Raw genomic sequence first — 21,972 nt, 5'->3', positions numbered from 1 at the left:
GTCAAGACGTGGCGCGAGTTTGCGGCCCACGTTTTTTTGTTTGCTGTTGCCGAATATCGCACGCCGTTTTCCAGAAGAAAAACGCATAATATTGATTGTTGCATTCAGTTTTTCTGATAGCCATGAAGATGCTTGACCACGATGTCCTGGCCACGGTCGTCGCAATCGCCGAGACCGGCAACATGACGCGGGCCGCCGAGGCGGTGAACCGCTCGCAGTCCGCAGTCAGCATGCAAATCAAGGCACTAGAGGAAGCGCTGGGCCGGCCCCTGTTCGTGCGGCGGCCGCGCAGCATCGTGCCGACGCACGAGGGTGAAGTGCTGCTGGGCTTCGCCCGGCGGATGCTGGCCCTGCACGACGAAGCCTGGGCCGCCGTGGTACGGCCGGAGGTGACGGGGAAGGTAGCGATCGGGGTGCCCGACGACTACGCGTCATCGCTGCTGCCCTCGGTGTTGAAGAAGTTCTCGACGACGTATCCGAAAGTGCAGATCCAGGTAGTCGGCCTGCCCAGCAGCGCGCTGGCGCCACTGGTCAAGGACGGCACGGTAGACCTGGTCTGCGGCACGCGGGTGAAGGGCTTGTCCGGCGACTTTATCCGGAACGAGCCGATGGCATGGGCCGCCATGGCGAACGGGCCGCAAGTCTGGGAGGACAGGCCGTTGCCTATCGCCGTGTTCATGCCAGGGAGCGTAGCGCGCGAGAACGCGATCCGCAGCCTGGATCGCGCACGGATTGCGCATCGAACGTCGTACGAGAGTCCGAGCCTGCTGGGTTTGCTCAGCATGGTCGAGGCTGGACTGGCCGTCGCGGCGCTGGCCCGATGCGCAATCCCGCCACAACTGACCGTGCTCGGCCAGGCCCATGGTTTGCCCGACCTGCCGCCGCTCGAGCTCATCCTCGCCCGAAGCGCGAAGTCCAAGCGGCCGCCTTGCGATTTCCTTGCCGAACAGATCATGACGGACCTTCGGGCAGGGGTAGCGCAGGCTTAGCGCTGGCTGCCGGTGTTAAGGCGGCGCTTAAATCGGGGCTTTGTCCCCGCTACGCAGGCACGATGCAGACATGGCTAACGCCTGCCCGATAGTCCATACTCCATTGCGTGCATTCTGGCTCTAACCATAAATCCAAGGGGCTAGCCATGAAGCTGTCCTGCGTTGCTGCCCTGGCCTTCGTACTTGCCGGATGCGCCATGAACCAGGGATCGCCAGCCAATCCACAGGCGTCGTCACAGGCGTCACGCACCGAATCCTGCAAGCAAGCCTCAGAGCAGGAAATCGCCGCGTTGTTCGATCGATGGAACCAGTCCCTGCAGACAGGCGATCCCAACAAGGTGGTGGCCAATTATGCGGAACGCTCGATCCTGCTTCCGACGGTATCCAACAAACCGCGCCTGACCCCCGCCGAGAAGCTCGACTATTTCAACGAGTTCCTGCAAAGCCGTCCTTCCGGGAAAATCGACTTTCGCAGCATCGAGCTGGGCTGCAATTATGCGGTGGATGCCGGGATCTATACCTTCACGTTTGCGCGGACCGGAGCCGTCGTGAAGGCGCGTTATACCTACACCTATCGCTGGACCGGTTCGCAATGGCTGATCACAAGCCACCACTCGTCGGCCATGCCGGAAAAGACCTGACGCAAGCCTGGCTTCAGGAACCCTTGCGCCCGGCCATGTGATGCAGGTACGCCAGCAGGTCCTTCAGGTCAGCATCCGATAGCGTCCTTTCGTCAATGGCTGGCATGCGCGCGCCGGGCCACCAGCGCAGTGACTGCGGGTCGCGGATCAGCCTGGCCAGCTTGTCGTCGCCCATGTACTCCACCGCGCTGTACGGCACATTGAGGTCCGGACCGAGGTGGGCATCGCCCACCTTGTTCAGCGAGTGGCATGAGAAGCAGACGCGCTGGAAGGTCGCGAAGCCGCGCATGACCGAGCCGTCGGCCGGCTGGTCGGAGGCGGGCCGGATGGCCGCAAAGCGCTCCGCGGGCGATGCGGTGATATCGATGCGCACGATGTTGTAGGTCCAATGGCTTTCGCTGACCACGGATGCGGCGCGCCAGGAAGAAGGCTTAGGCTTCGATCAGTGAGACCGCCACGACGAAGGCTGTGGCGAGAAGGGTGATCTTGTGGAGACTGTGCATGATCGTCCTGCGTGGTGAGAGGGGACGCCTTGCTTTGCGGGGAGCCTGCATTGCTGCGTCGGTGAGGCAAATGTAGTGGTCGATCGCGGCCGGCGCCATGTGGGAAATATGTCGCCGCATGTCATGCCTCGCGGGGCCGCCGTCGTGTAATACCGCGACATGTTTTCGGCGTCGAAATTCGCCGGCCCCCGGCCTATAGTTCGGTCCGTTGCCGCGCTGCACCGGCCGGCTGAAACCGAAACTGAAGGACTTGTGATGACCTCGCGCTTCTCCCGATTCCTCAGAATTCCCCGCTTCCTTGGCGCTGCCGCCGGCGCGCTGATCCTGCTGGCAAGCAGCCAGGCCTTTGCCTCGACCGTGGTGGTCGCGCCGGCCAGCGTGTATGTCCGTCCGCCGGCGGTGGTGGTTGCGCCGCCGCCCAGGGTGGTGGTCAAGCCTGCACCCAAGGTGGTCGTTGCCTCGGCACCGCTGCCGACGGTGGTCGTCAAGGCCACGCCGCTGCTGCGTACCGTCTACGTCGCATCTCGCCCGGTCCACGTAGTGCGTTGATATGCCGAGGCTACTGCGCCAGGCCACCGCGCGGCTGCCGTATGCGTATCCGCGAATCAGCGTTCACAACGCCGGCAGAGCCCGGCAAAACGGAGAAAAACCATGAAGAAGATGATTGCAGTAGCCGCCATGTGCCTGGCTTCCGCTGGCGCGTTCGCGCAAAGCATCGACATGCCCGCAGCCGCCGCCAACCCGCGAGTGGAGCGTGCGATGCAGCAAGTGCAGGGCCGCTTTGCCAACGCAAATACCACGCACGACGGCAAGCTGACGCGTGAGCAGGCGGCCGCGGGCATGCCAATGGTCGCGAAGCATTTCGACCAGATCGACGCGCAGCGAACTGGCTATGTGACGCTGCCGCAGATCGAGGCTTTCATGGGGCAGATGATGATGTCGCGGTGACCTGGGTGTCATCTCCGGCTCAAAGGCCAAATCGATCGGTTGAATCCGCACCGGCAATGCGGACTTTCTCGACGATCGATTCGACCACCTGCAAGTGCTGCGCAATCCAGTCTCCGGCGGTCCACATCCCGGCCCGATGGATCAGTTGAGCGGCTTGACGCGACGGAATGTGCGCAGCAGCGCGAGGTCGTAGGCGATCTTCAGCAAGCCGCAGGCGACCAGCGGCGTACTGGTAAAGCCGTAAGCCATCAGCGCGGCGGCGAGCGCAGGACTGAGTGCCGCAGTCAGGCTGCGCGGCACTGCGGTCAGGCTTGCAGCCGCCGCCCGTTCAGGCGGCGTGACAACGGCCATCACATAGGCTGTCCGGGTAGGCACATCCATTTGCGACAGCGCACTGCGAGCCAGCAGCAGTGCCAGGCCAAGCGTCAGCGTGGGCGCAAAGGCGGCTGCAATCAGGCACAGGCTGGACGGGATATGCGTGAACACCATCGTATTGAGCAGGCCGATCTTTCGCGCCAGCGGCACCGCGGCGAGTTGGGAGAAGGTCGTCAGGAGTCCTGCCAGGAAGAAGAACTGGCCAGTCGCGGCAGGACTCAGGCCGAAACGCTGCATCAGCCACAGCGACAGGAGCGAATTGACGACGAGCCCGCCCGCGAACGCGTCTACGCTGAACAACATGGCCAGGCGCAACACGATCGGACGCGAAGGACCCAATGGTGTTCTCGTCGTCGCAGCTCCATGTGGCTGGCCGACATGTACGCGCGCATAGAGACGCCACAGCAGCATCCCTACGATCCCGTAGAAGACGAACATCAGGCGCATCGCATCGAGCAAGGACAGCGGGGATTGCTCGACCATCCATGCCGGTATCGCCGCTGCCAGTGCCCCGAAAGCGGACGAGAATGCGCCGATCAGGCCGTAGCGGGCAAATAGCGCCGTCCGGGTGTCGGGCGTCGCTGCTTCCGCCAGCCGCGCATGCTCCAGCGGCAGGAAGACACTGACATCGCCGGACCCCGGGTTGAGCGTGCCGACGAAGGCGATCATCAGAAGCGGCCACAGCGTGGAGAAACCCGCGAAGCCGAGGCCAGTCGCAAACATCAGGGCAGCCGCCAGCATCATCAAGCGGCGTTGCGGGTAGCGGTGCCCCACGATCCCGATCAGGATCGTGGCGAGGGCGGAGCCGATCAGAGTCGCGCTGCTTATGAGCCCAACTGCCATCGAGCCGAACCCAAGCGCCAGCAGGTAAGACGGTAAAAGCACGGCAACATAGCCATCGCAGATGCCACGCAGCGCGCGGCCGGCAAGCAGCGGCAAGGCGTCCGCGTGAACACCGGATGGCAGCGCCATGCGTTCTAGCCAGCTGCTTCTGGCGTTCGAGGGGTGGTCATTGTGCGCGGTCATGGCGAGCCTGACTTTCGCGGAGCATGTGCCTGGACTGCATCGGCAAACTGCTTTTCAATCAGCCGGGAGAGCGCCGTTTCGCAGTACAGCGCCGCCAATTGTCTTGATCGCGCGCCAGATCCGCATCCGGCGGTGGCGCGCAAGGTCGTAGCGTGGCGCCAAGCAAGGCCGCCGAGGTGTCGGTGAACGCTGCCATGAGCGCATGTTAGAGGCCCATCACTCGCATTTCAATGATGTAGCAATCTCCACGATAAGATACTTTTTGGACACCTCCCGGAATGAGCTGAAGAGCAGAGGTCCGCGCTTTATTATGACGGGTGTTATGATAAAAAGGATTTTTGAGACTGAGCGGCGCAGCCGTACCTGCCCGCTTCCTGGAAACCGTGGCTGAAGGGCATTCAACAGGCCGCTAGAGGGGACGATCAGCATGAGCACTGCTTTCAGAAATTCAGACACGCACGGACCCATCCAACGGGCTGACTTCGGGCGCGTCTCGGTTTTTTTCGGCGAGAAGAACGGCAAATACCCCGACGGAAACCAGGTACTGGTGCGGGGCACGGATACTCGTGCGGCCTTTGACACGCCGATTGTCGCGAACCACATCGGAGCCGAGTTCGACGCCACTGAACTGGTGGTGATGGGCCATGTGCATGAAGACCATATGGCCGGCCTGCACCGTCTCCCGGCTGCCTCGGTATACGTGCACGAAGCGGATTTGCCAGCGGCACAAAGCTGGGAAGGGATGATCGCCGCTTTCGGCAATGCGGAGTACGCGTCGGAGACGCTGCTGAAGTTCCAGCGCAATTTCTTCTATGTACCGCGGCCTGATGCACAGGGCTACGTGGACGGCGCCACCTGGGATCTTGGCCAGAGCCGCATTCGCGCATTCCACATGCCCGGGCACACCGCGGGCCACTCCGTTCTTTTTGCTGAACCGGAGTGTGTGGCGTTCACGGGGGACATCGACCTCACCGGATTCGGGCCTTACTACGGCGACGCAGGTTCCAGCCTGGCGGACTTCCGTCGCAGTCTGGCGCGGCTCCCGGAAATTCCGGCAAAGGTGTGGGTCACGTCCCATCACCGGGGCGTCTACACCGATCGCGAGCACTTCCAGCGTGATCTCGCTGCCTATGCAGCCAAGCTGGACGAGCGCGAACAGCGCCTGCTGGCGTTGCTGCGAGAATCGCCAAAGACGCTGGCGCAACTGGTCGATCTGCGGTTGTTGTATCCGCCGGGCTATGAAGGCCTATGGGTGGCAAACGCCGAGACCCGAACGATTTCACAGCACCTGGCCGAACTGCTGGCTGACGGGCGGGTTGAGGTAAGCGAAGACGGCGTCTACCGGGCCGGGTAAACCTGGCGGCGCGCCGCGCAGGCCACACCCTCGTGACCCGCGCGGTCTGTCGCGGCGCGGTGCGCCGTTGCTCTCAGAAGTGGTGACGGATACCCAGTGCAGCACCGAACATGCTGTTCTTGCCCCCGCCGAGCTGATAGCCGTTGGTAAAGGCAATAGACGCGGTGTCCAGGCACAGCCCGGCATTCTTTGAGTAGGCGGTGGTCAGGTACAGGTCGGTACGCCTGGAGAGGCGGTAGTCGGCGATAAACATCAACTGCCTCGGATTGCCCGGCGGCTTCAGCGCGGGCAAGGTCGAGGAGCGGAACACCTGGTAGTAGTAGTCCAGGGTCAGGCTCAGCGCAGGCGTTACTTCGTAGTACACACCAGCCCAGTACAAGTTGTCGCGCACCAGTGTCTGCCCCGGCGCACTCGACCTGGCCCAGCGGTAGCCGCCCATGAAGATGGCCGGGCCGACCGCATAGCTGACGGCTGCGGCGGCCTTCTTGAAGGTCCCGGTACCGAGGAAGGTGCCGTTGCTGATGATGCTCGGATTCACCTGGTCATAGGTCAGGGCGGTGCCGAACGGGCCGGCCGTATAGGACGCCCGCGCACCGTAGCCGGTGTCGCGGCGAAACTGGCCGGGCACCTCGCCCTTGCCACCAAGGCTGCTGCCGTTCACGGTGCCGCTGCTCCCACCGGTTCCGAAGCTCCAGTGGGCACCTACGCTAATCGGGCCGAAGGTCGCAGAGTACTTGGCGGTGTTGTCTTCGCGGTAGACCGGCCCGATCTGGGCGATAACGGGCTCATACAGGCTCGACATGGCGGCTGGCGAGAAGTTGGCCAGTGCCTCGAGCATCGAGGTGTATTGGCGACCGAAGGTGAGCTTGCCGTAGGTGGCGCTCTGCAGGCCGATGAACGCCTGACGGCCGAACAACCGGCCCCCTTGCTGCGATGTGCCGTCGTCTCCGCCGAAGCCGCTTTCCAGAACAAAGACACCGCTCAGGCCGCCGCCCAGGTCTTCCACGCCACGCAGGCCCCAGCGTGAACCCGACAGGCCCTCGCCATTGAGGGCGAACCTGTTATCCGGGCCGCCGCTCGGGTTCTTGAAGTTCGTGTCGAATTCAAGGTTGGTGTCCACCGTACCGTACAACGTGATCGAGGATTGCGCACATGCCGCACCCGCGAAGGTGGCAAGCACGCCCAGCGCGATCAATGACCTGCTGCTCCAGTCGAGCGCCTTTCCGCATGGCATTCGCTGCTTCCCTTCAGGGCGCCGCTTAACGACAGCGCCATCCTCCTCCACGGCCTTGCGCCTGGATGCATCCATCAGCCATCTCCTGTTTTTCAGTCATATGGCAGCCGCATGCAGAAGCCTCGGCTGCACAATCTTCGTGGAACGTTCACCGTCATATGCGGGTGAATCGAGGACTTAGCATAACGACCGTAATGTTAAATAGAAAGGCCGGGTATTCCCTGCGCTATCCTGGAAATCGAGGGCACAGGTGTTGCTAAGTCGTTGGCACGGATGCGGGCAGTGCGTCCACGGCGGGCAGGGCTGCACCGATGCCTGGACCCCCTTGACGGACTGGCATCAAGAGATAACGCGGATTCTGTAAAATCGGGTTTCCCGCACCCGGCGCCGTTGAATGAAATGGCGCCTGGACGGTTGGCATCCCGTAACGAAACCCTCAACAGGCAGATCAGAACAATGCGCAGTGATGGCGATATCGAGCAGGTCTCAACCCGGGGTCGTCCGATCGGCGATCGCGAAGCGAAGCGCAAGGCGCTGCTGAGGGCGGCATCGTCCGTGATTGCGGAGGAGGGATATGCCAATGCATCGCTGCGCAAGGTAGCCAAGTACGCCGGGTACACGACCGGTGCGGTGACCTATTACTTTGCCAACAAGGAAGAGCTGGTCGTTGCATTGATGGAAAGTGCATTTGACCGCTTCGAGGCGATGCTGGAGTCCGCCCGGGAAAGCGGTGACATCCTGGCACCTTTCGAAAGCTGGTTGAGGCTGACCGATCGCAGCAGAAGATTCTGGCCGGCGACGTCGGAATTGCTTGCGCAGGGGCGGCACGAGCCTGCCTTCGCTGAAGTCATCGCCAGGCGCTATGCGCGTTATCGCCGCATCCTCGCCTCACTTGTCAAGGACGCTCAGGAGCGAGGGGCAGTCCGCAACGATATTCCGGCCGATATCCTCACCGACCAGCTCGTCGCCATGGGCGATGGGTGGATGATGATGTACCCGATCGAGCCCAAGCGATTTACACCCAAGCGGATGCGGGCACTCATTGACGCGCTGGGGGTCTTGATCGCCCCGGTTCCAGGCGAGGCCCGGGATGCCGGGGCGCGCTCCAGGCAGGGCTAGCAAGGCGTCAACCCAGGCGCAATCAACGGATTGCCATGTCCAATGCGCGAGCGACGTCGACGGCGGCCCTCGCGCCGGTCTCGATGGCACCGTCGATGCCGCCGACACCGATGCCGGCTATGTCAGCGCCTGCGAAATGGATGCGGCCGTGGGGCTTTCGCATCAGGGGCGCAGCCTGGGTCAGGTTGCCGGGCCGGTGATGCATCCACCCGCCCCTGGCAAAGGGGTCGTTTGCCCAATCCTGGCAGACCGTGTCCACCACTTCGATATCCGGCACAAAGTCACGCAGTGCGCGCTGTACGGCCTCGCGATCATTGCCGTCGAGCGCCGACGTATCGGAGCAGAAGCACACCACCAGCGTATCGCCATTGTCGCGCCGTTCGGCATGCGCGGTATTGATGGGATGCTTGCCGACGGGAGCATAAATCACGAAGGGCTCGATCTCGCCCTTGACGCGTACCCAGATCTTGCTGGGCATGATCGGGTTCTTCTGCTCGATCATGGCACGCACGGGTTGCGGCAGCGGCGGCGTGACGGAGAGTTCGTCCAGCATGTTGAGCGGCAACGCCACGACGACGTGCCGGGCCCGGATTCGTTGCCCGTCGCGAGTGGTCACCATGACTTCCCGTCCGTTGTCGTCGACAGCGACCACCGGCGTTGAAAGGCGCAACTCGGCTCTCGACTCGGCGCTGATGGCGTTGATCAGCCGGCCGGTTCCGCCTTCGATCGGCCAATGCCCGGCAATCTCCTTGAAGGCGTTCCAGTCGCCAAAGCAGATCGCGCACCAGTACAGGAGCTGCGCAAGTCCCTGCTCGTGTTCGGAGCACACCAGGATGGACATCGCGTTGACTAGCAGATCCCGGTCGTGCGGAGACAGCTGAAGCGAGTCGATCCGGTCGCCGACGGTCTGCTTGTCGATCTCGCTGGCATCGGCGACTGCAAGGTTGTCCACCTGCGGAAAGTGCACCCGGGCGTCGGCAAAGAAGCGGGTGGCCAGTGGCGTGGTCAGTTGTTTGAGCTCCGCCAGCGTCCCCGAGTGCACCAGACCGTCGGCTTGCCAGTAGGCCTTAGTGACCGGCATCGGCGTCGCCAGGCCGATGCCGTAGCGCTTGAGTTCGCGCCAGACATGCGCCTGGGTCCAGTGCACGTAAGTGCCGCCCAGATCCAGGTGCACGCCGAGGGCTTCGGCCCACCAGGTCCGGCCGCCAATGCGATCGCGCCCTTCAAGCAGCACCACCGAGTGGCCTGCCATGCTGAGGTCCCGGGCAGCAGTCACGCCAGCGAAGCCTGCGCCGATCACGGCGACATCGTACAGATCTGTCATCAGAGTTTCCGTATTGAGTTTCAGGAGAAGCGAGGGGCCGGTGCAAGACCCCGCGGTCATGTCATGTCGTGCAACGGCTGGATGCCAGTTCCCAAAGGGCGCTTGCTCATGCCGCACGCGCCTTGCGGTTCAACCGGTCATCCAGCCTGTTTGCCACTTTCAATGCTCCGTTGAGGGCGAACCAGCGCAGCGGTTCGGGCAGCGTCGAGGGTGCGCTGTGGCTCATCAGCATCGCAAGCAGCGGGTTCTCGCCGCCCAGGATCTTCCCGGCCATCATGTGGCCGACCATGCCCTGGGTGCCGACGCCGTGCCCGGAACAACCCGCGGCGTAATAGACGTTCCGATCCGCTCCGATGGCGCCGACGACTGGCAGCCCATCGTTGGCATAGCTGATATAGCCGCTCCAGCAGCTCTTGATAGCAATGCCCTTCAGCGGCGGAAAGCGATCGTGCAACGCCCTCTGCAGCTCACGATACTGGCCGTGCTCGGGCACGTCAGGCGTGCGCGAGCCGAAGGGGTAGCGCAGCCGCTTGGTCGTCACAACGAGCGTGTTGCGCGCGGTCAGACGGTGGCTTTCCATGACCCAGTGAACTGTCGTGATGCCTTCGCGAGATACCCTGCATTGCGGCTGCTCGCGCCGGAGCCGGCAAAGTCGCGCTCGAGGACCACCACTTTCACCTTGTGCCGGGCCAGCTCCAGAGCCGCGCACAGGCCGGCAAAGCCGGCGCCGACGATGACCACGTCCGCATTGCTATGGCCATCGAGTTGTGGCTGCGGGTCGGCCGGCTTTTCTATCCATCCGCCCAACGTTCGGTAGGTCTTGAGGTTCATGAATTTGCTGCCTTTCATTGGCTTGGGAAACGCTGTCGGGCTCAGGCCGCGATGCGCGTGTCGTGGGAAGAATGCGCTCCCGCCGCAGTACCGGGCGGCTCGCCGGTGACGGCTTCGAGCGAGCGGTTCGTGGTACGCGGGCCAAACAGCGCGACGGGGATGGAAAAGACGATGTAGCAGGCCGCCGCCGCGAGCATCACGCCACCCATGCCGCCCGCGGAGAACAGCGCCGCGCCCAGGACGCCGGCGGCGGCGCCGCCGAATCGCCCGCAGGAGATCACGATGCCGCTGCCCAGTGCGCGCAGCGGCGTCGGAAGGGTTTCCGGGATATAGGTGTAGTAGGCGTTGATGACCAGGCCGGTGATGATGGAGGCCATGCCGCCCGCGGCGATCAGCACCCAGCTGGTGGCCGAGAGTCCCAGCACGACCAGCGGCAGGGCGCTGAGCACGGACACGGCCAGGATGGTGGACTTGCGCTCATACCGGTCGAGGGACAGCATGGCAAGGAACGGCGTGACGCAATAGATCACGTTCCAGAGGAACGTGATGTAGTACGCATCCTCCTCGGAATACTTGAGGCTGTAGACCAGCGCGTAGGCGCCCCATTGCGCGAACAGGTAATAGGCCAGGGTGGATCCGAAGTAGCCGAATGCGACGACGGCCATGGTGCGGAGAACGGCCTTGTCGTTGAAAAGATCGCGTAGCGTCGGCACCTTTGGGTGTACCTGGATGTCTGTGATCGCTGGCTCGGCGAGCGGGCCGCGGCGCAGTGCGCGAGCTTCCAGCTTCGCGACGATCTTCTCGGCGCGGTCGGTCAGCCCCCGAGAGACGCACCAGCGCACCGACTCCGGCAGGACCACGCGCGCCAGCGGTGCAATCAGCAGGCCGATGCTGCCTGCGAGGAACAGGTTGCGCCAGGCACCGGGGCTGCTGTGCGGCAGATAGAACATGGCCAGTGCCGCGGCCCCGACGCCTGAAACCACGAATCCGATCGTCACGATCGAGACGAAGCGCCCGCGTGCCTTGCCAGGAAACATCTCGGCGATATAGACCAGCAACACCGATGTGGCCGCCTGGACGCCGATGCCCGTGACGATCCGGGAGGCCAGTATGGTCTCGTAGTCGGGCGCGAATGCCGTCGCCAGCGCGCCCAGCGAGTACAGGACGGTGGTCCATACCAGCACCGAGCGCCGCCCCCATTTGTCGGAAAGCCTTCCTCCGATCAGTGCGCCGATGATCATGCCCACGAAGAACGCGCTGCTGACAAGTCCGATCTGCTCGGTGCTCAGGTTGGTGTGGGCTTTGATCGTTGGGCTGGCGTAGGCAAAGATGGCATTGTCGTAGTACTCCAGCATCAGGTTGGCCGCGAGCAGCGCGGCCCAGATGTAATGGGATGCCATGACCGGCAGGCGGTCCAACCGTGCAAGCAGGTGGGATGCCTTGTCGGGCCTGACGATCGTGTCTGGGCGATTCATGTGCTTGTCTCCATCAGCGTTGTCGCTGTTCTTCTGTTCTTTAGGTCATGCGCGCCTTCTTGCGAGGCTGTGGACCGGGTGGGCCACGGCCAGGGGCCGTGGCTTCATGCCATCAGCCGGCGCCGCAGCCGGCTACCGCGAAGGCGCGGATCTCGATCAGGAACTCGGGGCGGGCCAGCTGGCTTACGCCGACCCCCGTCCACGAGGGATAGCGGTCGGGGATGTATTCATCCTTGACCTTGATGAATTCGTGGATGTCGCCACGCAGGTCGGTGTGGAAGGTCATGATCTCGACTATGTCGGCCATGCCTGCGCCTGCGGCTTCGAGCACGGTTTTCAGGTTCTCGAATGCCTGGCGGGCCTGTGCTTCCATTCCCTGCCCCACCGTGGCGGTGGCCAGGTCGATGCCCACCTGGCCGGACACCCAGATCATGTCGCCGACGCGGGTCGCCGACGAGAAATGAAGCTGGTCGTAGTGCCTTGCCTGGGCGAGCCCGGGGTTGATCATCTGTCGTTTCATGGCGAGTGCTCCGTGCAAGGCGATATCAGGCGATCTGGCGGAAAACAGGCGAGCGGAACGGCTCGCCCTCGTTGAGCCTGGCCATGTCTTCCTTGAAGAGCGGCCCATTGCGGGCATAGCGCGGGTTCGACATCGGCAGGGTGCGGAATGTGGCGTCGTCGCCGAAGAAGCGCAGCACCAGGGTGTGACGCGTCGGACAGCCGGCGTCGACGGCCGCTCCGCCGTGCAGCGAGCGCGGGTGCAGGAAAACGACGTCACCGGGTGTCACTGGCCAGGACAGCACGTCCCAGGCATTGGGGTCTTCGGCGAGTTCCCTGTCGATATGCGGCAGGCGGGGCATGGAGCCGTCGCCATACAGCGGGTCGGTCGGATCGTCGGCATTCGCAAAGCTGGCCCCGTCGTACTGGATGCCGAGATGGGAGCCGCGAACGATCTCCAGCGAATTCTTCTTAGGGATGGACTGGAAGGTGATCCAGGCGTTGCCCCAGTGCCTGCCGGCCCAGGGCAGGTTCGCGGTGTCCTGGTGCCACGGCCCGCGGCCACTCTTGCCGCCTTCCTTGGCGAATACTTCCTCGGCGAAGTACCAGACATGCTCCGAACCCCACAGCTCCTGGAACACCCGCCCGAACGGGAGCGTCATGACCATATCGTCGAGCTTGCCCTTGACGGCCGGATTGGCGTTGTCGATATGGGTCTGCAGGCTGGTTCCGTCCAGCGCCCGGAAGTGGTACGGGCCCGGGTTGGCGAGATTCCACTTGAAGGCTTCGTAGCACTGCGCGACCTGTGCCGGGTCAAGGCAGTTCTCGACAAGGACGGCGCCGTCGTTGCGGAACGCCTCTCGTTGGGATGGGGTGGTGAGCATGTTGAGTCTCCTTCGTTCTGCGGTGATGGACGCTTGCCTGCGCGACGCAACGAACAATAACCCGCAACGCGAATTAAGACAACACGTGTTGTGTTAAATTATGAGGACGCGACGCTGTCCCTGCAGCGGGGAGGCACCTGCGGCGCAGGGTGGCGAAGGCGGGCCATATGTGCCCATCAGCACAGATCGGGAGCCGGCCGGCCTTCCGCCTGGCTTGACGCCCCCGGCATTGGTGTAGCACCATCGTTTGCTAGCAAAACCTGGTCGACCTCGCCATGAACGATCCTCTCAAGCCTTCGTCCACCATCGCCAATGAATGGCAATCACCGCCGGACCGCACCAGCGTGACTGACGACGCGCATGTCGAAGACATCATCCCGCTACCGCCGCCAGAACACCTGATCCGCTTTTTCCCGATCCGGAACACGGCTGTCGAGTCGCTGATCACGCAGACGCGCCAGCGCATCGCGCGTATCCAGCATGGCGAGGACGACCGCTTGCTGGTGATCATGGGACCTTGCTCGATCCACGACCCGCAGGCGGCGCTGGAGTATGCGCGGCTGTTGCTGGCGCAACGGCAGCGCCATGCCGGGACGCTCGAGATCGTGATGCGCGTGTATTTTGAGAAGCCCCGGACCACGGTCGGCTGGAAAGGGCTGATCAATGACCCTTATCTGGACGAGAGCTACCGTATTGACGAGGGCCTGCGCATTGCGCGCAGCCTGCTGGTCGACATCAACCGCCTCGGCCTGCCGGCGGCCGGCGAGCTGCTCGACGTGATCTCGCCGCAGTACATAGGCGACCTGATCTGCTGGGGCGCGATCGGCGCCCGCACCACGGAAAGCCAGGTGCATCGCGAGCTGGCTTCGGGGATTTCAGCGCCGATCGGCTTCAAGAATGGCACCGACGGAAATATCAGGATTGCGATCGACGCGATCCAGGCCGCATCGCGTCCGCACCATTTCCTGGGCGTGCACAAGAACGGCCAGGTCGCGACGGTGCACACCAAGGGCAATCCGGATTGCCACGTCATTCTCCGCGGCGGCAAGGTCCCCAACTACGATGCGGATTCCGTGGCGGCGGCCTGCAGGGAACTACAGGCGGCAGGGCTGGACGACGCGCTGATGGTGGATTTCAGTCACGCCAACAGCAGCAAGCAGCATGAGCGGCAGATCGATGTGGCCAGAGACGTGGCGCAGCAGATCGGCAGCGGCAGCCGGTCTGTCTTCGGGGTCATGGTCGAAAGCAATCTGGTGGCCGGCGCGCAGAAGTTCACCCCGGGGCAGCACAATCCGTCCGCCTTGACATACGGGCAGAGTATTACCGATGCCTGCATCGGCTGGGACGATTCTCTGGCAATGCTGGAAATGCTCGGCGACGCGGTCGAGGAACGCCGCGGACGCAAGCGCAATACGTAGCCTGCAAGCTGCCGGCCCGCAGGCCATCCTTTCGGCCGGCCAGTTAGTCCTCTCGTTGCCTTAGCGCGGCGTACCCGCCTGCGCTTCGGCCACGATCTCCCGGATCGCCTGTTCGAAGGCCTCGACCGGCTGCCCACCCGTTACCAGGTAGCGGTTGTTGAAGATCACCGACGGTACCGACTGGATGCCCATCTGCTGGTACTGGCGCTCTTCGGCGCGCACGTCGTCAGCGTACTGGCCGCTTTCCAGCACGTGGCGCGCTGCGTCCGCATCCAGGCCGACCGACGACGCCGCTTCAAGCAGTACGGCATGGTTGCTCGGATCCTTGCCATCGGTATGGTAGGCGCGCAGCAGCGCCAGCTTCAGCGGGACTTGCTTGCCCTCCAGGCCGGCCCAGTGCAGCAGCCGGTGCGCGTCGAAAGTGTTGTAGACGAACGCGCGCTCGCCGAAGGTGAAACCCACGCCGGCGCCGCGCTCGCGGATCATGGCCTGGGTTTCGGCGATCTGCGCGGGCGTGCGGCCATACTTCTTGCCGAGGTAGTCGACGATGGCCTGGCCTTCGGAGCCCATGTCGGGGTTCAGCTCGAAGGGATGCAGCACGATTCCGGCGTCGACGTTATCGCCCAGCCGCTGCAGCGCCAGCTGGAGCGACGACAGGCCGATGGCGCACCAGGGGCAGGCGATGTCGGAGACGAAGTCGATTCTGAGGGGGTGGGTCATGGCGATTTCCTGGCGGGCTCAAACGGGATGTTGGCCGACAGGGTAGCCTGACTTGCGGATCTTTGCTGAAAGGGTCTTTTTGCTGCCGGCCGGGCCCGCAGGCCCGGCCGACAGCGGCGTGTCAGTCCCAGTGGCGGCCGGGGCCGCGGTGATAGCCGTGGCCGTCATGGCGACGGTGCCATTCGCGCTCGCGCCATTCGCGGCGAGCTTCACGGTATTCTGCGCGGTGATAGCCGGGACGATAGCCGGGACGATAGTCGGCCCGATAGTCGGGGCGATAGTGCACAGGCACCGGGGCTACCACCACCGGGCGCACCGGGGCATAGGCGACGGGAGCAGGGGCATACGCAACGGGCACAGGCGCGTAGACCGGAGCCGGGCGGTACACCGGCGCGGGCTCGGCCACCACGACGGCAGGCGCCCCGATATTGATACCGACGCTGACGCCGGCATGGGCCGCGGCGCTCGCCGCCAGCAATGCACCGCCTGCTACTGCCATTGCCAGGATTCGTTTCATGGCTGCCTCCCAAGGGGCGTTGGACATGGACTCACTGTAGGGGCAGGCCCCGTAATATTGGGCGCTCGAAGTGTTGCAAGTGTGACGCGGTGTAACTCGTCCGCCAGCCCGTCCGCCAACCCGTCCCCCAATCCGTCCACTACCCGCGCCCCTGTATCATGCAGCCTCGCAGTTCTTTGCCCAGTGTTGCCATGCGCCGTACCGTCTCGCCCGCAGCTTCCGCCGTTGCCTTGTCCCTCCTCACAACAATCCTCACAGCAATCCTCGCCGCAATGCCCGCGGTGGCGCGTGCCGAGCCTGACCTGCAGGCCGGCAAGGCACTGTTTGCCACGCGCTGCGCGTCGTGCCACTACGTCGGCCGCAATGCGCGTGGCGCGTTCGGCCCGCAGTTGAACGGCATCTTCGGGCGCCAGGCGGGCACCACGACGGATTTCCAGTACTCGGAAGCGATGCGCGCATCCAGGGTGGTGTGGTCGCACGAGACGTTGAGCGCTTTCCTGCGTTCCCCGGCCAAGGTCATACCGGGCACCAGGATGCGGTTCTGGGGCATGAGCAACGACAAGCAGATCGAAGACCTGCTCCGCTACCTGCAGACCTTCCGCTAAGACGTTCGCTTGTCATGCGTTCGCTTATTCCTGTTCGGCGGGGAAATGCGGCCCTGGCCCCTCTCCGGCCAGCGCATCGTGCGGATTGCGCAGCGGGCATGCCTTCAGCGACAAACAGCCGCACCCAATGCAGCCATCGAGCTGGTCGCGCAGCAGGGTCAGCGTGCGGATGCGTTCATCCAGGTCATCGCGCCAACTGGCCGACAGCCGTCGCCAGTCCGCCACCGTAGGCGCGCGTCCGTCGGGCAGTTTCTGCATCGCCGCCGCGATCACCGCCAGCGGCAGCCCCATGCGCTGCGCCACGCGGATCACCGCCAGCCGCCGCAGCACGGCGCGCGCATAGCGGCGCTGGTTGCCGCCGCTGCGGGTGCTGGCGATCAACCCGCGCGATTCATAGAAATGCAGCGCCGATACCGCGATGCCGGTGCGTTCGGCCACCTGGCCGACCGAGAGCAGTTCTTCGGCAGGTCCTGGCCGGCGCCGGCGCGGCGCATCGGCCGTGGTCGGCGCGGCGGAAACAGGTCTGGACGTCTTGGACATGGCTGGGAGCGGGTGGCGGTGAGTGGCTGTGGGTAGCAGCAGGCGGCGGAAATGCCCATGCTATCACCATGGCCGCGCTTGACCTTAACCTAACTTGAGGTTTGATACTTGCGGCTCCATTGTTCGCCTTTGCTCAACACAGAGTTGATGACCATGCTGACGCTTGCCCGCCCCAATGCTTCGCTGAACCTGATCAATCCCCCCGCGCTGTACGACCCGCGTCCCAACGGTTATTCGCACGTGGCTGTGGTGGAAGGGCCCGCACGCATCGTCTACGTGGCCGGACAGGGCGGCGAGGATGCCGCCGGCTGCCTGGCAGCGGATTTCCCGCGGCAGGTGGCGCGAGCCATGCAGAACCTGCGCATTGCGCTGCAGGCGGCAGGCGCGGACGTGGGCGATGTCGCGAAGCTGACCGTGCTGGTGGTCGACCACTCGCACGACCGCTTGCGCACCTTCGGCGCCGCGTTGCGTGAGATGTGGGGCGACCGGCCGGCGCCGGCCTGCACGCTGATCCCCGTGCCGCGGCTGGCGCTCGACAACATGCTGTTCGAGATCGAAGCCACCGCGGTGCTGCCCGGCTGAGCCGCGCGGGCAACTGCCGCGTGCGTTACTGCTGCGCGCGCGGCGCCGCGCTGAAGGTCTTGTTGACGATCTTCCACGTGCCGTCGATCTGCAGCAGCGTCATGAAGTCGGTAAAGACCACGTCCGGATGCTCCAGCACGACCTTGGCCACGCCGGCATTGCCGACCACGTCGAACTGGGTGATAGCGCGCTGGCGTTGCGCTTCGTCGGCCGCCGGATGGCCGGGGCAGCGCGCGGCGATAAAGTCTTCCACCGTCAGCGAATGCAGCTTGCCGTCGCGGAACGAGACGATGCGGGCGTCGGCATGGAAGGCGCGGCGCATCACCTCGGGGTTGCCGGTGGCGTGGCCCTGCAGGTAGTCCTCGATCGGGGCCAGCGCGGCGGTGTGGCGGGAAGTCATCCCGGTTGCACTGTAGGTCATGGTCTCCTCCAAAACTGGGGCGGCGCGGAAAGCACCCGGCCGCTAAGTTGAAAACTTTGATTGTATTCCAGTTTTGTATGCAAAAAGCAACCAACCATCGACGTCCTGTTCCCGATCCAGCACGGCGTCCTGTACTACCCGGGCTTCGACGTGTTGCCGCCGTACGTGGTGTACCGGACCAGCCGGGTCGACGACGGGCGCTTCGCCGCGATCCGCGAAGACGTGGCGCCCGGTCTGGCAGGGTTTGCCGCGCACGTCGCATGAGCCGAGCGCGGTAACGGCAGGTGGGCAGCCAGGCGGCTGCCGCCGTCATTCCGCGCGGATATCCGCGCGCGCGGCCACCGCGCGCATCTCCGGCAGCTCCTTCTCGACTCGCGCCCGCACTGCGGCACCGTTGCCGTAGGCCGGCGTCAGCGCCAGTTCGACCATGCGCGCGCGCGTGGCCGGCGCATTGGCGACGTCGGCCAGCGCCTTCTCCAGCTTCTGCTGCACCGGCGCAGGCAGTCCCGCCGGCGCCAGCAGTGCGAACCACGTGCCCATCTGGAAGCCGGGATAGCCGCTTTCCGCCACCGTCGGCACTTGCGGCAGCGCCGGCAGCCGCTGCGGCGACAGCACCGCCACCGGCCGGATCTTGCCGCCCTTGATCAGCGGCAGGCTGGCCACCACGGTATCGACTGCCACCTGCACCTGTCCGCCGGCGAGCGCGGTCAGGCTCGGCGCGCTGCCGTTGAAGGGCACGTGGACCATGCGGATGCCGGTGGCTGACTTGAGCATCTCGCCACCGAAATGCACCGACGAACCCGTGCCGAACGAACCATAGGAGAACTTGTCGGGATGGGCCTTCGCCTGCGTCACCAGGTCCTTGACCGAGCCGACTTGCGCGTCGGGATTGGCGACCAGCACCAGGCTCATGTCGGCGACCAGGCCCAGCGGCGTGAAGCTCTTGATCGGGTCGTAGCCCAGGTGCTGCCGGATCGCTGGGTTCAGCGTCAGCGTGGTGCTGGCCGCCAGCAGCAGGGTGTAGCCATCGGGCGCGGCCTTGGCGACCTGGGTGGCGCCGACCACCGTGCTGGCGCCGGGCTTGTTCTCGACCACCACCGGCTGGCCCAGCTTTTCGCCCAGGCCGACGGCGAGCAGGCGGCCCAGGAGGTCGGTGGCGCCGCCGGCGGCGAACGGCACCACCAGCCGCAACGGGCGCTCGGGCCAGGCCGACGCCTGCGCCATGGCAGGCGCCGTGGCCATCGCCGCGCTGAATGCGGCACAGGCGAGGAACAGCTTCGGGGGCATTGCGGTCATCGGAATCACTCCTGCCGGCAGTTGTAGGAAAGCGAAGCGTGGGCGTCAGCCCGACTCGGATCGGGCCGCGCGGTGTTGTTGTGGTGTCCGTGTGTTGCCGTATCAGGCGGCCTGGTCCAGCCAGGGGCTGCGCACGCGCGAGAAGCCGCCCGCCTGGTCGTAGGCATGGCCCAGTTGCAGCACCGCCGCGTCGGCCTGCGCCGGCCCGATGATCTGGATGCCCGCGGGCAGCCCCTGCAGCCCCTGCGGGCCAAAACCGGCGGGCGCGGCCAGCGCCGGCAGCCCGGCCATGGTGGCCGGCACCACGACCTGCATCCAGCGGTGATAGGTGTCCATGTCGCGGCCGCCGACGGTGCGCGGCCAGTCCCATTCGGCGTCGAACGGGAACACCTGCGCGGCCGGCAGCACGAGATAGTCGAAGCGCTCGAACAGCGAGCGCAGCGCCTGGTACCACGCGCTGCGCTCGCACAGGGCTTCATAGACGCGCGTGCCGGGCAGCGCCAGGCCGCGCTCGATTTCCCAGGCTGCCTCGGGCTTGAGCAATGCGCGCGTGGCCGGATCGCGGTACAGCGCGGCGTTGGCGCCTGCCACCGAGAAGCTGCGCAGGTCGATCCAGGCATGCCACAGGCGCTCCAGCTCGAAATCCGGCAGTGCGGCGTCGACGTCGCAGCCGAGCGCACGGAAGTGGTCCAGCGCTTGCTCGCAGGTGTCGAGCACACCGGGTTCGGTCGGCAAGTGGCCGCCCAGGTCGCCAAGCCAGCCCACGCGCACACCTTTCCAGTCGCGCGGGGGTGGCAGCGTGAAGGCGCCGGGCGCTTCGGTGCGGCGCGTCAGCGGCATGCGCGCATCGAAGCCGGCCTGCACCGACAGCAGCAGCGCCAGGTCGGGCACGTTGCGCGCCATCGGCCCGGCCACGCTGAACTGCTGGAAGAAAACCTCGTCGGCGGGCCCGTGCGGCACGCAGCCGACCGAGGTGCGCAGGCCGTACACCTGGTTGAACGCCGCGGGCGTGCGCAGCGAGCCCATCATGTCCGATCCATCCGCCACGGGCAGCATGTGCAGCGCCACCGCCACCGCGGCGCCGCCGGAGCTGCCGCCAGCCGAGCGCGCCGGATCGAACGCGTTGCGGGTGGTGCCGTAGACGGGGTTGTAGGTATGGCCGCCCAGGCCGAACTCGGGCGAGTTGGTGCGGCCGATAAAGACCGAGCCCGCGGCGCGCATGCGCTCGAAGATCGCGGCATCGCTCTGGGTGACCTGTCCGGCAAAAATCGGCGAGCCCTTGGTGGTGACCATGCCCGCCGCCGGGCTGATGTCCTTGGGCGCTTGCGGAAAGCCGTGCAGAAGGCCGCGGCTGTCGCCACGCGCCAGTTCGGCGTCGAGCGCTTGCGCCTGGGCGCGCACCGCATCGCGGTCGATCGGCGCGACGATGGCGTTGACGCGCGGGTTGTGGCGGTCGACCTGGCCGAGGAAGGCCTCCAGCACCTCCACGCAAGAGACCTCGCGGGCATGGATGGCGCGCGACAGGGCGACGGCATCGAGTTCGGTGATCGGGTCGGTGTGAGGCGCGGTGGATGGCGCGGTGGAAAGCGTATTCGCCATGGGTTCTCCCGGGTGTCTCCTGTGGTGTCGGGAAAAAGCATACGGGCCCGGTGGCGTTTCCCGCAATCGATGATTTTTTCAAATATCCTTGCGTAAAACGCAAAGCAGCGCATCGCTGCACCGCCGCAATCCAGGGAGCCGCCCCCCATGCTGTCGCACCGCCTGCAGGACACTTCGCTGCGCTACTTCCTGGAGGTGGTGCGCAGCGGCTCGCTGACCGAGGCGGCGCAGCGCCTGAGCGTGACCGTGTCGGCGGTCAGCCGGCAGGTCGCGGCACTGGAGGCGCTGCTGGGCGTGCCGCTGTTCGACCGGCGCCCGCGCGGCATGGTCGCAAGCGCAGCCGGCGAACTGCTCGCCGCCTATGCGCTGCGCGGCGCCCTGGAAGCGGACCGCGTCGTGGCAGAGATCGCCGCGCTGCAGGGCCTGCGCCGTGGCCGCGTGCGCGTTGCCAGTTCCGCGGGGTTTGCCATCGAGTTCCTGCCACGCATCATCGCCGAGTTCCGCCAGCGCTATCCGGGGCTGCATTTCCACGTGCGCGTGGCGGCGCCAGCGGAAGTGACCGGCATCGTGCTGCATGGCGACGCGGACATCGGCATCACCTACAGCCGCGCGGCCGAGCAAGGCATCCGCATCGAGCATCGCCAGCCCGCGCCGGTCATCGCCATCATGCGGCCGGACCACCCGCTGGCGCGCTTTCGCAGTATCACGCTGGCGCAGATGCAGGCATACCCGCTGGCGCTGCCGGAAGGCGACAACACCGTGCGCCAGCTGTTCGACATTGCCTGCAGCGAGCGCGGCATCGTGTTCGAGCCGGTGCTGCTGACCAACCACTTCGAGACGCTGACCAGCTTCGTGCTGCACGGCGGCGGGCTGTCGATCTCGGGCGCGGTGACGGTGGGCGATCGCCTGCGGCGCGGCGAACTGCATGCCGCCGCCATCCGCGAGCGCGGCATGCGCAGCCGCGCGGTCGAACTGCAGACGCTGGCGGGGCGAACCTTGCCCGAGGGCGTGCGCGCCTTCCTGGGCTTCGCCCGGGAGCGCCTGGCGGCGGAGATGGGCGCGGGGAGCTGAAT

General features: G+C 65.2%; 22 protein-coding genes and 3 pseudogenes. 11 read left to right on the top strand and 14 right to left on the bottom strand.

Annotated features, from left to right (window positions below):
• The first annotated feature begins 122 nt into the window (after positions 1 to 122).
• Together ACIP1U_RS12490 and ACIP1U_RS12485 are read left to right on the top strand one after the other, a co-directional pair.
• Complete coding sequence (locus ACIP1U_RS12490) at positions 123 to 989, top strand: LysR family transcriptional regulator (RefSeq protein WP_400315069.1); 867 nt, start codon at positions 123 to 125, stop codon at positions 987 to 989.
• Positions 990 to 1,135: 146 nt separating this feature from the next.
• A complete protein-coding gene (locus ACIP1U_RS12485; RefSeq protein ID WP_400315067.1) occupies positions 1,136 to 1,630 on the top strand; it encodes an SgcJ/EcaC family oxidoreductase in 495 nt (164 codons plus the stop codon).
• A gap of 13 nt (positions 1,631 to 1,643) precedes the next feature.
• On the opposite strand, the pseudogene ACIP1U_RS12480 reads toward ACIP1U_RS12485, so the two are convergent.
• Positions 1,644 to 2,042, bottom strand: a pseudogene (locus tag ACIP1U_RS12480) (c-type cytochrome); the annotation flags it as partial.
• Positions 2,043 to 2,388: 346 nt separating this feature from the next.
• Here ACIP1U_RS12480 and ACIP1U_RS12475 point away from each other — a divergent pair.
• Entirely contained in the window at positions 2,389 to 2,682 is a 294-nt protein-coding gene (locus ACIP1U_RS12475) for a hypothetical protein (protein WP_400315065.1), read from the top strand.
• Between the two features lie 102 nt (positions 2,683 to 2,784).
• On the top strand, positions 2,785 to 3,081 hold the full coding sequence (locus tag ACIP1U_RS12470; RefSeq protein ID WP_400315063.1) for an EF-hand domain-containing protein: 297 nt from the start codon (positions 2,785 to 2,787) through the stop codon (positions 3,079 to 3,081).
• 141 nt (positions 3,082 to 3,222) lie between these two features.
• Here ACIP1U_RS12470 and ACIP1U_RS12465 read toward each other — a convergent pair whose 3' ends face one another.
• Positions 3,223 to 4,482, bottom strand: coding sequence for an MFS transporter (locus ACIP1U_RS12465; RefSeq protein WP_400315061.1), 1,260 nt, complete (start codon positions 4,480 to 4,482; stop codon positions 3,223 to 3,225).
• Positions 4,483 to 4,909: 427 nt separating this feature from the next.
• Between ACIP1U_RS12465 and ACIP1U_RS12460 the strand changes: the two genes are divergently transcribed.
• Positions 4,910 to 5,836, top strand: a complete 927-nt coding sequence (locus ACIP1U_RS12460; protein ID WP_400315057.1) for an MBL fold metallo-hydrolase — start codon at positions 4,910 to 4,912, stop codon at positions 5,834 to 5,836.
• A gap of 73 nt (positions 5,837 to 5,909) precedes the next feature.
• On the opposite strand, the gene ACIP1U_RS12455 is transcribed toward ACIP1U_RS12460, so the two are convergent.
• The gene (locus ACIP1U_RS12455) at positions 5,910 to 7,145 is read right to left on the bottom strand and encodes a porin (protein WP_400315054.1); all 1,236 of its coding nucleotides are present in this window, start codon (positions 7,143 to 7,145) and stop codon (positions 5,910 to 5,912) included.
• A 381-nt stretch (positions 7,146 to 7,526) separates the two neighbouring features.
• On the opposite strand from ACIP1U_RS12455, the gene ACIP1U_RS12450 reads away from it, so the two are divergent.
• Positions 7,527 to 8,189, top strand: a complete 663-nt coding sequence (locus ACIP1U_RS12450; RefSeq protein WP_400315052.1) for a TetR/AcrR family transcriptional regulator — start codon at positions 7,527 to 7,529, stop codon at positions 8,187 to 8,189.
• A 22-nt stretch (positions 8,190 to 8,211) separates the two neighbouring features.
• On the opposite strand, the gene ACIP1U_RS12445 is transcribed toward ACIP1U_RS12450, so the two are convergent.
• From ACIP1U_RS12445 to ACIP1U_RS12425, 5 genes and pseudogenes are all read right to left on the bottom strand, one after another.
• Positions 8,212 to 9,513 (bottom strand): flavin monoamine oxidase family protein, encoded by a 1,302-nt coding sequence (locus ACIP1U_RS12445; RefSeq protein WP_400315051.1) that lies wholly within the window; start codon positions 9,511 to 9,513, stop codon positions 8,212 to 8,214.
• Positions 9,514 to 9,619: 106 nt separating this feature from the next.
• Positions 9,620 to 10,362 (bottom strand): annotated as a pseudogene (locus tag ACIP1U_RS12440) (NAD(P)/FAD-dependent oxidoreductase).
• A 23-nt stretch (positions 10,363 to 10,385) separates the two neighbouring features.
• On the bottom strand, positions 10,386 to 11,819 hold the full coding sequence (locus ACIP1U_RS12435; RefSeq protein WP_400315049.1) for an MFS transporter: 1,434 nt from the start codon (positions 11,817 to 11,819) through the stop codon (positions 10,386 to 10,388).
• Between the two features lie 112 nt (positions 11,820 to 11,931).
• Positions 11,932 to 12,339 (bottom strand): RidA family protein, encoded by a 408-nt coding sequence (locus ACIP1U_RS12430; RefSeq protein ID WP_400315047.1) that lies wholly within the window; start codon positions 12,337 to 12,339, stop codon positions 11,932 to 11,934.
• A gap of 25 nt (positions 12,340 to 12,364) precedes the next feature.
• Positions 12,365 to 13,201 carry a phytanoyl-CoA dioxygenase family protein gene (locus ACIP1U_RS12425; protein ID WP_400315045.1) on the bottom strand — a complete coding sequence of 279 codons (837 nt, stop codon included), beginning with the start codon at positions 13,199 to 13,201 and terminating at the stop codon, positions 12,365 to 12,367.
• A 275-nt stretch (positions 13,202 to 13,476) separates the two neighbouring features.
• Here ACIP1U_RS12425 and ACIP1U_RS12420 point away from each other — a divergent pair, with 275 nt between their 5' ends.
• Complete coding sequence (locus ACIP1U_RS12420; RefSeq protein WP_400315043.1) at positions 13,477 to 14,619, top strand: 3-deoxy-7-phosphoheptulonate synthase; 1,143 nt, start codon at positions 13,477 to 13,479, stop codon at positions 14,617 to 14,619.
• Between the two features lie 60 nt (positions 14,620 to 14,679).
• Here the strand turns inward: ACIP1U_RS12420 and ACIP1U_RS12415 are convergent, their stop codons facing one another.
• Complete coding sequence (locus ACIP1U_RS12415; protein ID WP_400315041.1) at positions 14,680 to 15,339, bottom strand: DsbA family oxidoreductase; 660 nt, start codon at positions 15,337 to 15,339, stop codon at positions 14,680 to 14,682.
• Between the two features lie 121 nt (positions 15,340 to 15,460).
• Entirely contained in the window at positions 15,461 to 15,856 is a 396-nt protein-coding gene (locus ACIP1U_RS12410; protein WP_400315039.1) for a hypothetical protein, read from the bottom strand.
• A 191-nt stretch (positions 15,857 to 16,047) separates the two neighbouring features.
• Here ACIP1U_RS12410 and ACIP1U_RS12405 point away from each other — a divergent pair, with 191 nt between their 5' ends.
• Positions 16,048 to 16,461, top strand: coding sequence for a c-type cytochrome (locus tag ACIP1U_RS12405; RefSeq protein ID WP_400315037.1), 414 nt, complete (start codon positions 16,048 to 16,050; stop codon positions 16,459 to 16,461).
• Between the two features lie 24 nt (positions 16,462 to 16,485).
• Here ACIP1U_RS12405 and soxR read toward each other — a convergent pair whose 3' ends face one another.
• Positions 16,486 to 17,001 carry a redox-sensitive transcriptional activator SoxR gene (gene soxR / locus ACIP1U_RS12400; protein WP_400315035.1) on the bottom strand — a complete coding sequence of 172 codons (516 nt, stop codon included), beginning with the start codon at positions 16,999 to 17,001 and terminating at the stop codon, positions 16,486 to 16,488.
• A 153-nt stretch (positions 17,002 to 17,154) separates the two neighbouring features.
• Between soxR and ACIP1U_RS12395 the strand changes: the two genes are divergently transcribed.
• Complete coding sequence (locus ACIP1U_RS12395) at positions 17,155 to 17,583, top strand: RidA family protein (RefSeq protein ID WP_400315033.1); 429 nt, start codon at positions 17,155 to 17,157, stop codon at positions 17,581 to 17,583.
• Between the two features lie 25 nt (positions 17,584 to 17,608).
• Here the strand turns inward: ACIP1U_RS12395 and ACIP1U_RS12390 are convergent, their stop codons facing one another.
• Positions 17,609 to 18,004 carry a nuclear transport factor 2 family protein gene (locus ACIP1U_RS12390; protein ID WP_400315031.1) on the bottom strand — a complete coding sequence of 132 codons (396 nt, stop codon included), beginning with the start codon at positions 18,002 to 18,004 and terminating at the stop codon, positions 17,609 to 17,611.
• A gap of 90 nt (positions 18,005 to 18,094) precedes the next feature.
• Between ACIP1U_RS12390 and ACIP1U_RS12385 the strand changes: the two are divergent.
• A pseudogene (locus tag ACIP1U_RS12385) lies at positions 18,095 to 18,268 on the top strand (flavodoxin family protein); the annotation flags it as partial.
• A 45-nt stretch (positions 18,269 to 18,313) separates the two neighbouring features.
• On the opposite strand, the gene ACIP1U_RS12380 reads toward ACIP1U_RS12385, so the two are convergent.
• A complete protein-coding gene (locus ACIP1U_RS12380) occupies positions 18,314 to 19,300 on the bottom strand; it encodes a Bug family tripartite tricarboxylate transporter substrate binding protein (protein WP_400315029.1) in 987 nt (328 codons plus the stop codon).
• A 102-nt stretch (positions 19,301 to 19,402) separates the two neighbouring features.
• Complete coding sequence (locus tag ACIP1U_RS12375; RefSeq protein WP_400315027.1) at positions 19,403 to 20,899, bottom strand: amidase; 1,497 nt, start codon at positions 20,897 to 20,899, stop codon at positions 19,403 to 19,405.
• 147 nt (positions 20,900 to 21,046) lie between these two features.
• Between ACIP1U_RS12375 and ACIP1U_RS12370 the strand changes: the two genes are divergently transcribed.
• Positions 21,047 to 21,970: a LysR substrate-binding domain-containing protein gene (locus tag ACIP1U_RS12370; RefSeq protein ID WP_400315025.1), complete on the top strand. Its 924-nt coding sequence runs from the start codon at positions 21,047 to 21,049 to the stop codon at positions 21,968 to 21,970.
• Positions 21,971 to 21,972 lie beyond the last annotated feature (2 nt).

Source organism: Cupriavidus sp. NPDC089707 (assembly GCF_044748965.1).
Classification (GTDB): Bacteria; Pseudomonadota; Gammaproteobacteria; order Burkholderiales; family Burkholderiaceae; genus Cupriavidus.
This window is presented reverse-complemented; position numbering and strand designations above follow the sequence as displayed.

Excerpts from the sequence above, each read along its gene's own strand:
- ACIP1U_RS12490 (WP_400315069.1), top strand. The coding sequence starts at position 123 with ATGAAGATGCTTGACCACGATGTCCTGGCCACGGTCGTCGCAATCGCC.
- ACIP1U_RS12485 (WP_400315067.1), top strand. The coding sequence starts at position 1,136 with ATGAAGCTGTCCTGCGTTGCTGCCCTGGCCTTCGTACTTGCCGGATGC.
- ACIP1U_RS12475 (WP_400315065.1), top strand. The coding sequence starts at position 2,389 with ATGACCTCGCGCTTCTCCCGATTCCTCAGAATTCCCCGCTTCCTTGGC.
- ACIP1U_RS12470 (WP_400315063.1), top strand. The coding sequence starts at position 2,785 with ATGAAGAAGATGATTGCAGTAGCCGCCATGTGCCTGGCTTCCGCTGGC.
- ACIP1U_RS12465 (WP_400315061.1), bottom strand. The coding sequence starts at position 4,482 with ATGACCGCGCACAATGACCACCCCTCGAACGCCAGAAGCAGCTGGCTA.
- ACIP1U_RS12460 (WP_400315057.1), top strand. The coding sequence starts at position 4,910 with ATGAGCACTGCTTTCAGAAATTCAGACACGCACGGACCCATCCAACGG.
- ACIP1U_RS12455 (WP_400315054.1), bottom strand. The coding sequence starts at position 7,145 with ATGGATGCATCCAGGCGCAAGGCCGTGGAGGAGGATGGCGCTGTCGTT.
- ACIP1U_RS12450 (WP_400315052.1), top strand. The coding sequence starts at position 7,527 with ATGCGCAGTGATGGCGATATCGAGCAGGTCTCAACCCGGGGTCGTCCG.
- ACIP1U_RS12445 (WP_400315051.1), bottom strand. The coding sequence starts at position 9,513 with ATGACAGATCTGTACGATGTCGCCGTGATCGGCGCAGGCTTCGCTGGC.
- ACIP1U_RS12435 (WP_400315049.1), bottom strand. The coding sequence starts at position 11,819 with ATGAATCGCCCAGACACGATCGTCAGGCCCGACAAGGCATCCCACCTG.
- ACIP1U_RS12430 (WP_400315047.1), bottom strand. The coding sequence starts at position 12,339 with ATGAAACGACAGATGATCAACCCCGGGCTCGCCCAGGCAAGGCACTAC.
- ACIP1U_RS12425 (WP_400315045.1), bottom strand. The coding sequence starts at position 13,201 with ATGCTCACCACCCCATCCCAACGAGAGGCGTTCCGCAACGACGGCGCC.
- ACIP1U_RS12420 (WP_400315043.1), top strand. The coding sequence starts at position 13,477 with ATGAACGATCCTCTCAAGCCTTCGTCCACCATCGCCAATGAATGGCAA.
- ACIP1U_RS12415 (WP_400315041.1), bottom strand. The coding sequence starts at position 15,339 with ATGACCCACCCCCTCAGAATCGACTTCGTCTCCGACATCGCCTGCCCC.
- ACIP1U_RS12410 (WP_400315039.1), bottom strand. The coding sequence starts at position 15,856 with ATGAAACGAATCCTGGCAATGGCAGTAGCAGGCGGTGCATTGCTGGCG.
- ACIP1U_RS12405 (WP_400315037.1), top strand. The coding sequence starts at position 16,048 with ATGCGCCGTACCGTCTCGCCCGCAGCTTCCGCCGTTGCCTTGTCCCTC.
- soxR (WP_400315035.1), bottom strand. The coding sequence starts at position 17,001 with ATGTCCAAGACGTCCAGACCTGTTTCCGCCGCGCCGACCACGGCCGAT.
- ACIP1U_RS12395 (WP_400315033.1), top strand. The coding sequence starts at position 17,155 with ATGCTGACGCTTGCCCGCCCCAATGCTTCGCTGAACCTGATCAATCCC.
- ACIP1U_RS12390 (WP_400315031.1), bottom strand. The coding sequence starts at position 18,004 with ATGACCTACAGTGCAACCGGGATGACTTCCCGCCACACCGCCGCGCTG.
- ACIP1U_RS12380 (WP_400315029.1), bottom strand. The coding sequence starts at position 19,300 with ATGACCGCAATGCCCCCGAAGCTGTTCCTCGCCTGTGCCGCATTCAGC.
- ACIP1U_RS12375 (WP_400315027.1), bottom strand. The coding sequence starts at position 20,899 with ATGGCGAATACGCTTTCCACCGCGCCATCCACCGCGCCTCACACCGAC.
- ACIP1U_RS12370 (WP_400315025.1), top strand. The coding sequence starts at position 21,047 with ATGCTGTCGCACCGCCTGCAGGACACTTCGCTGCGCTACTTCCTGGAG.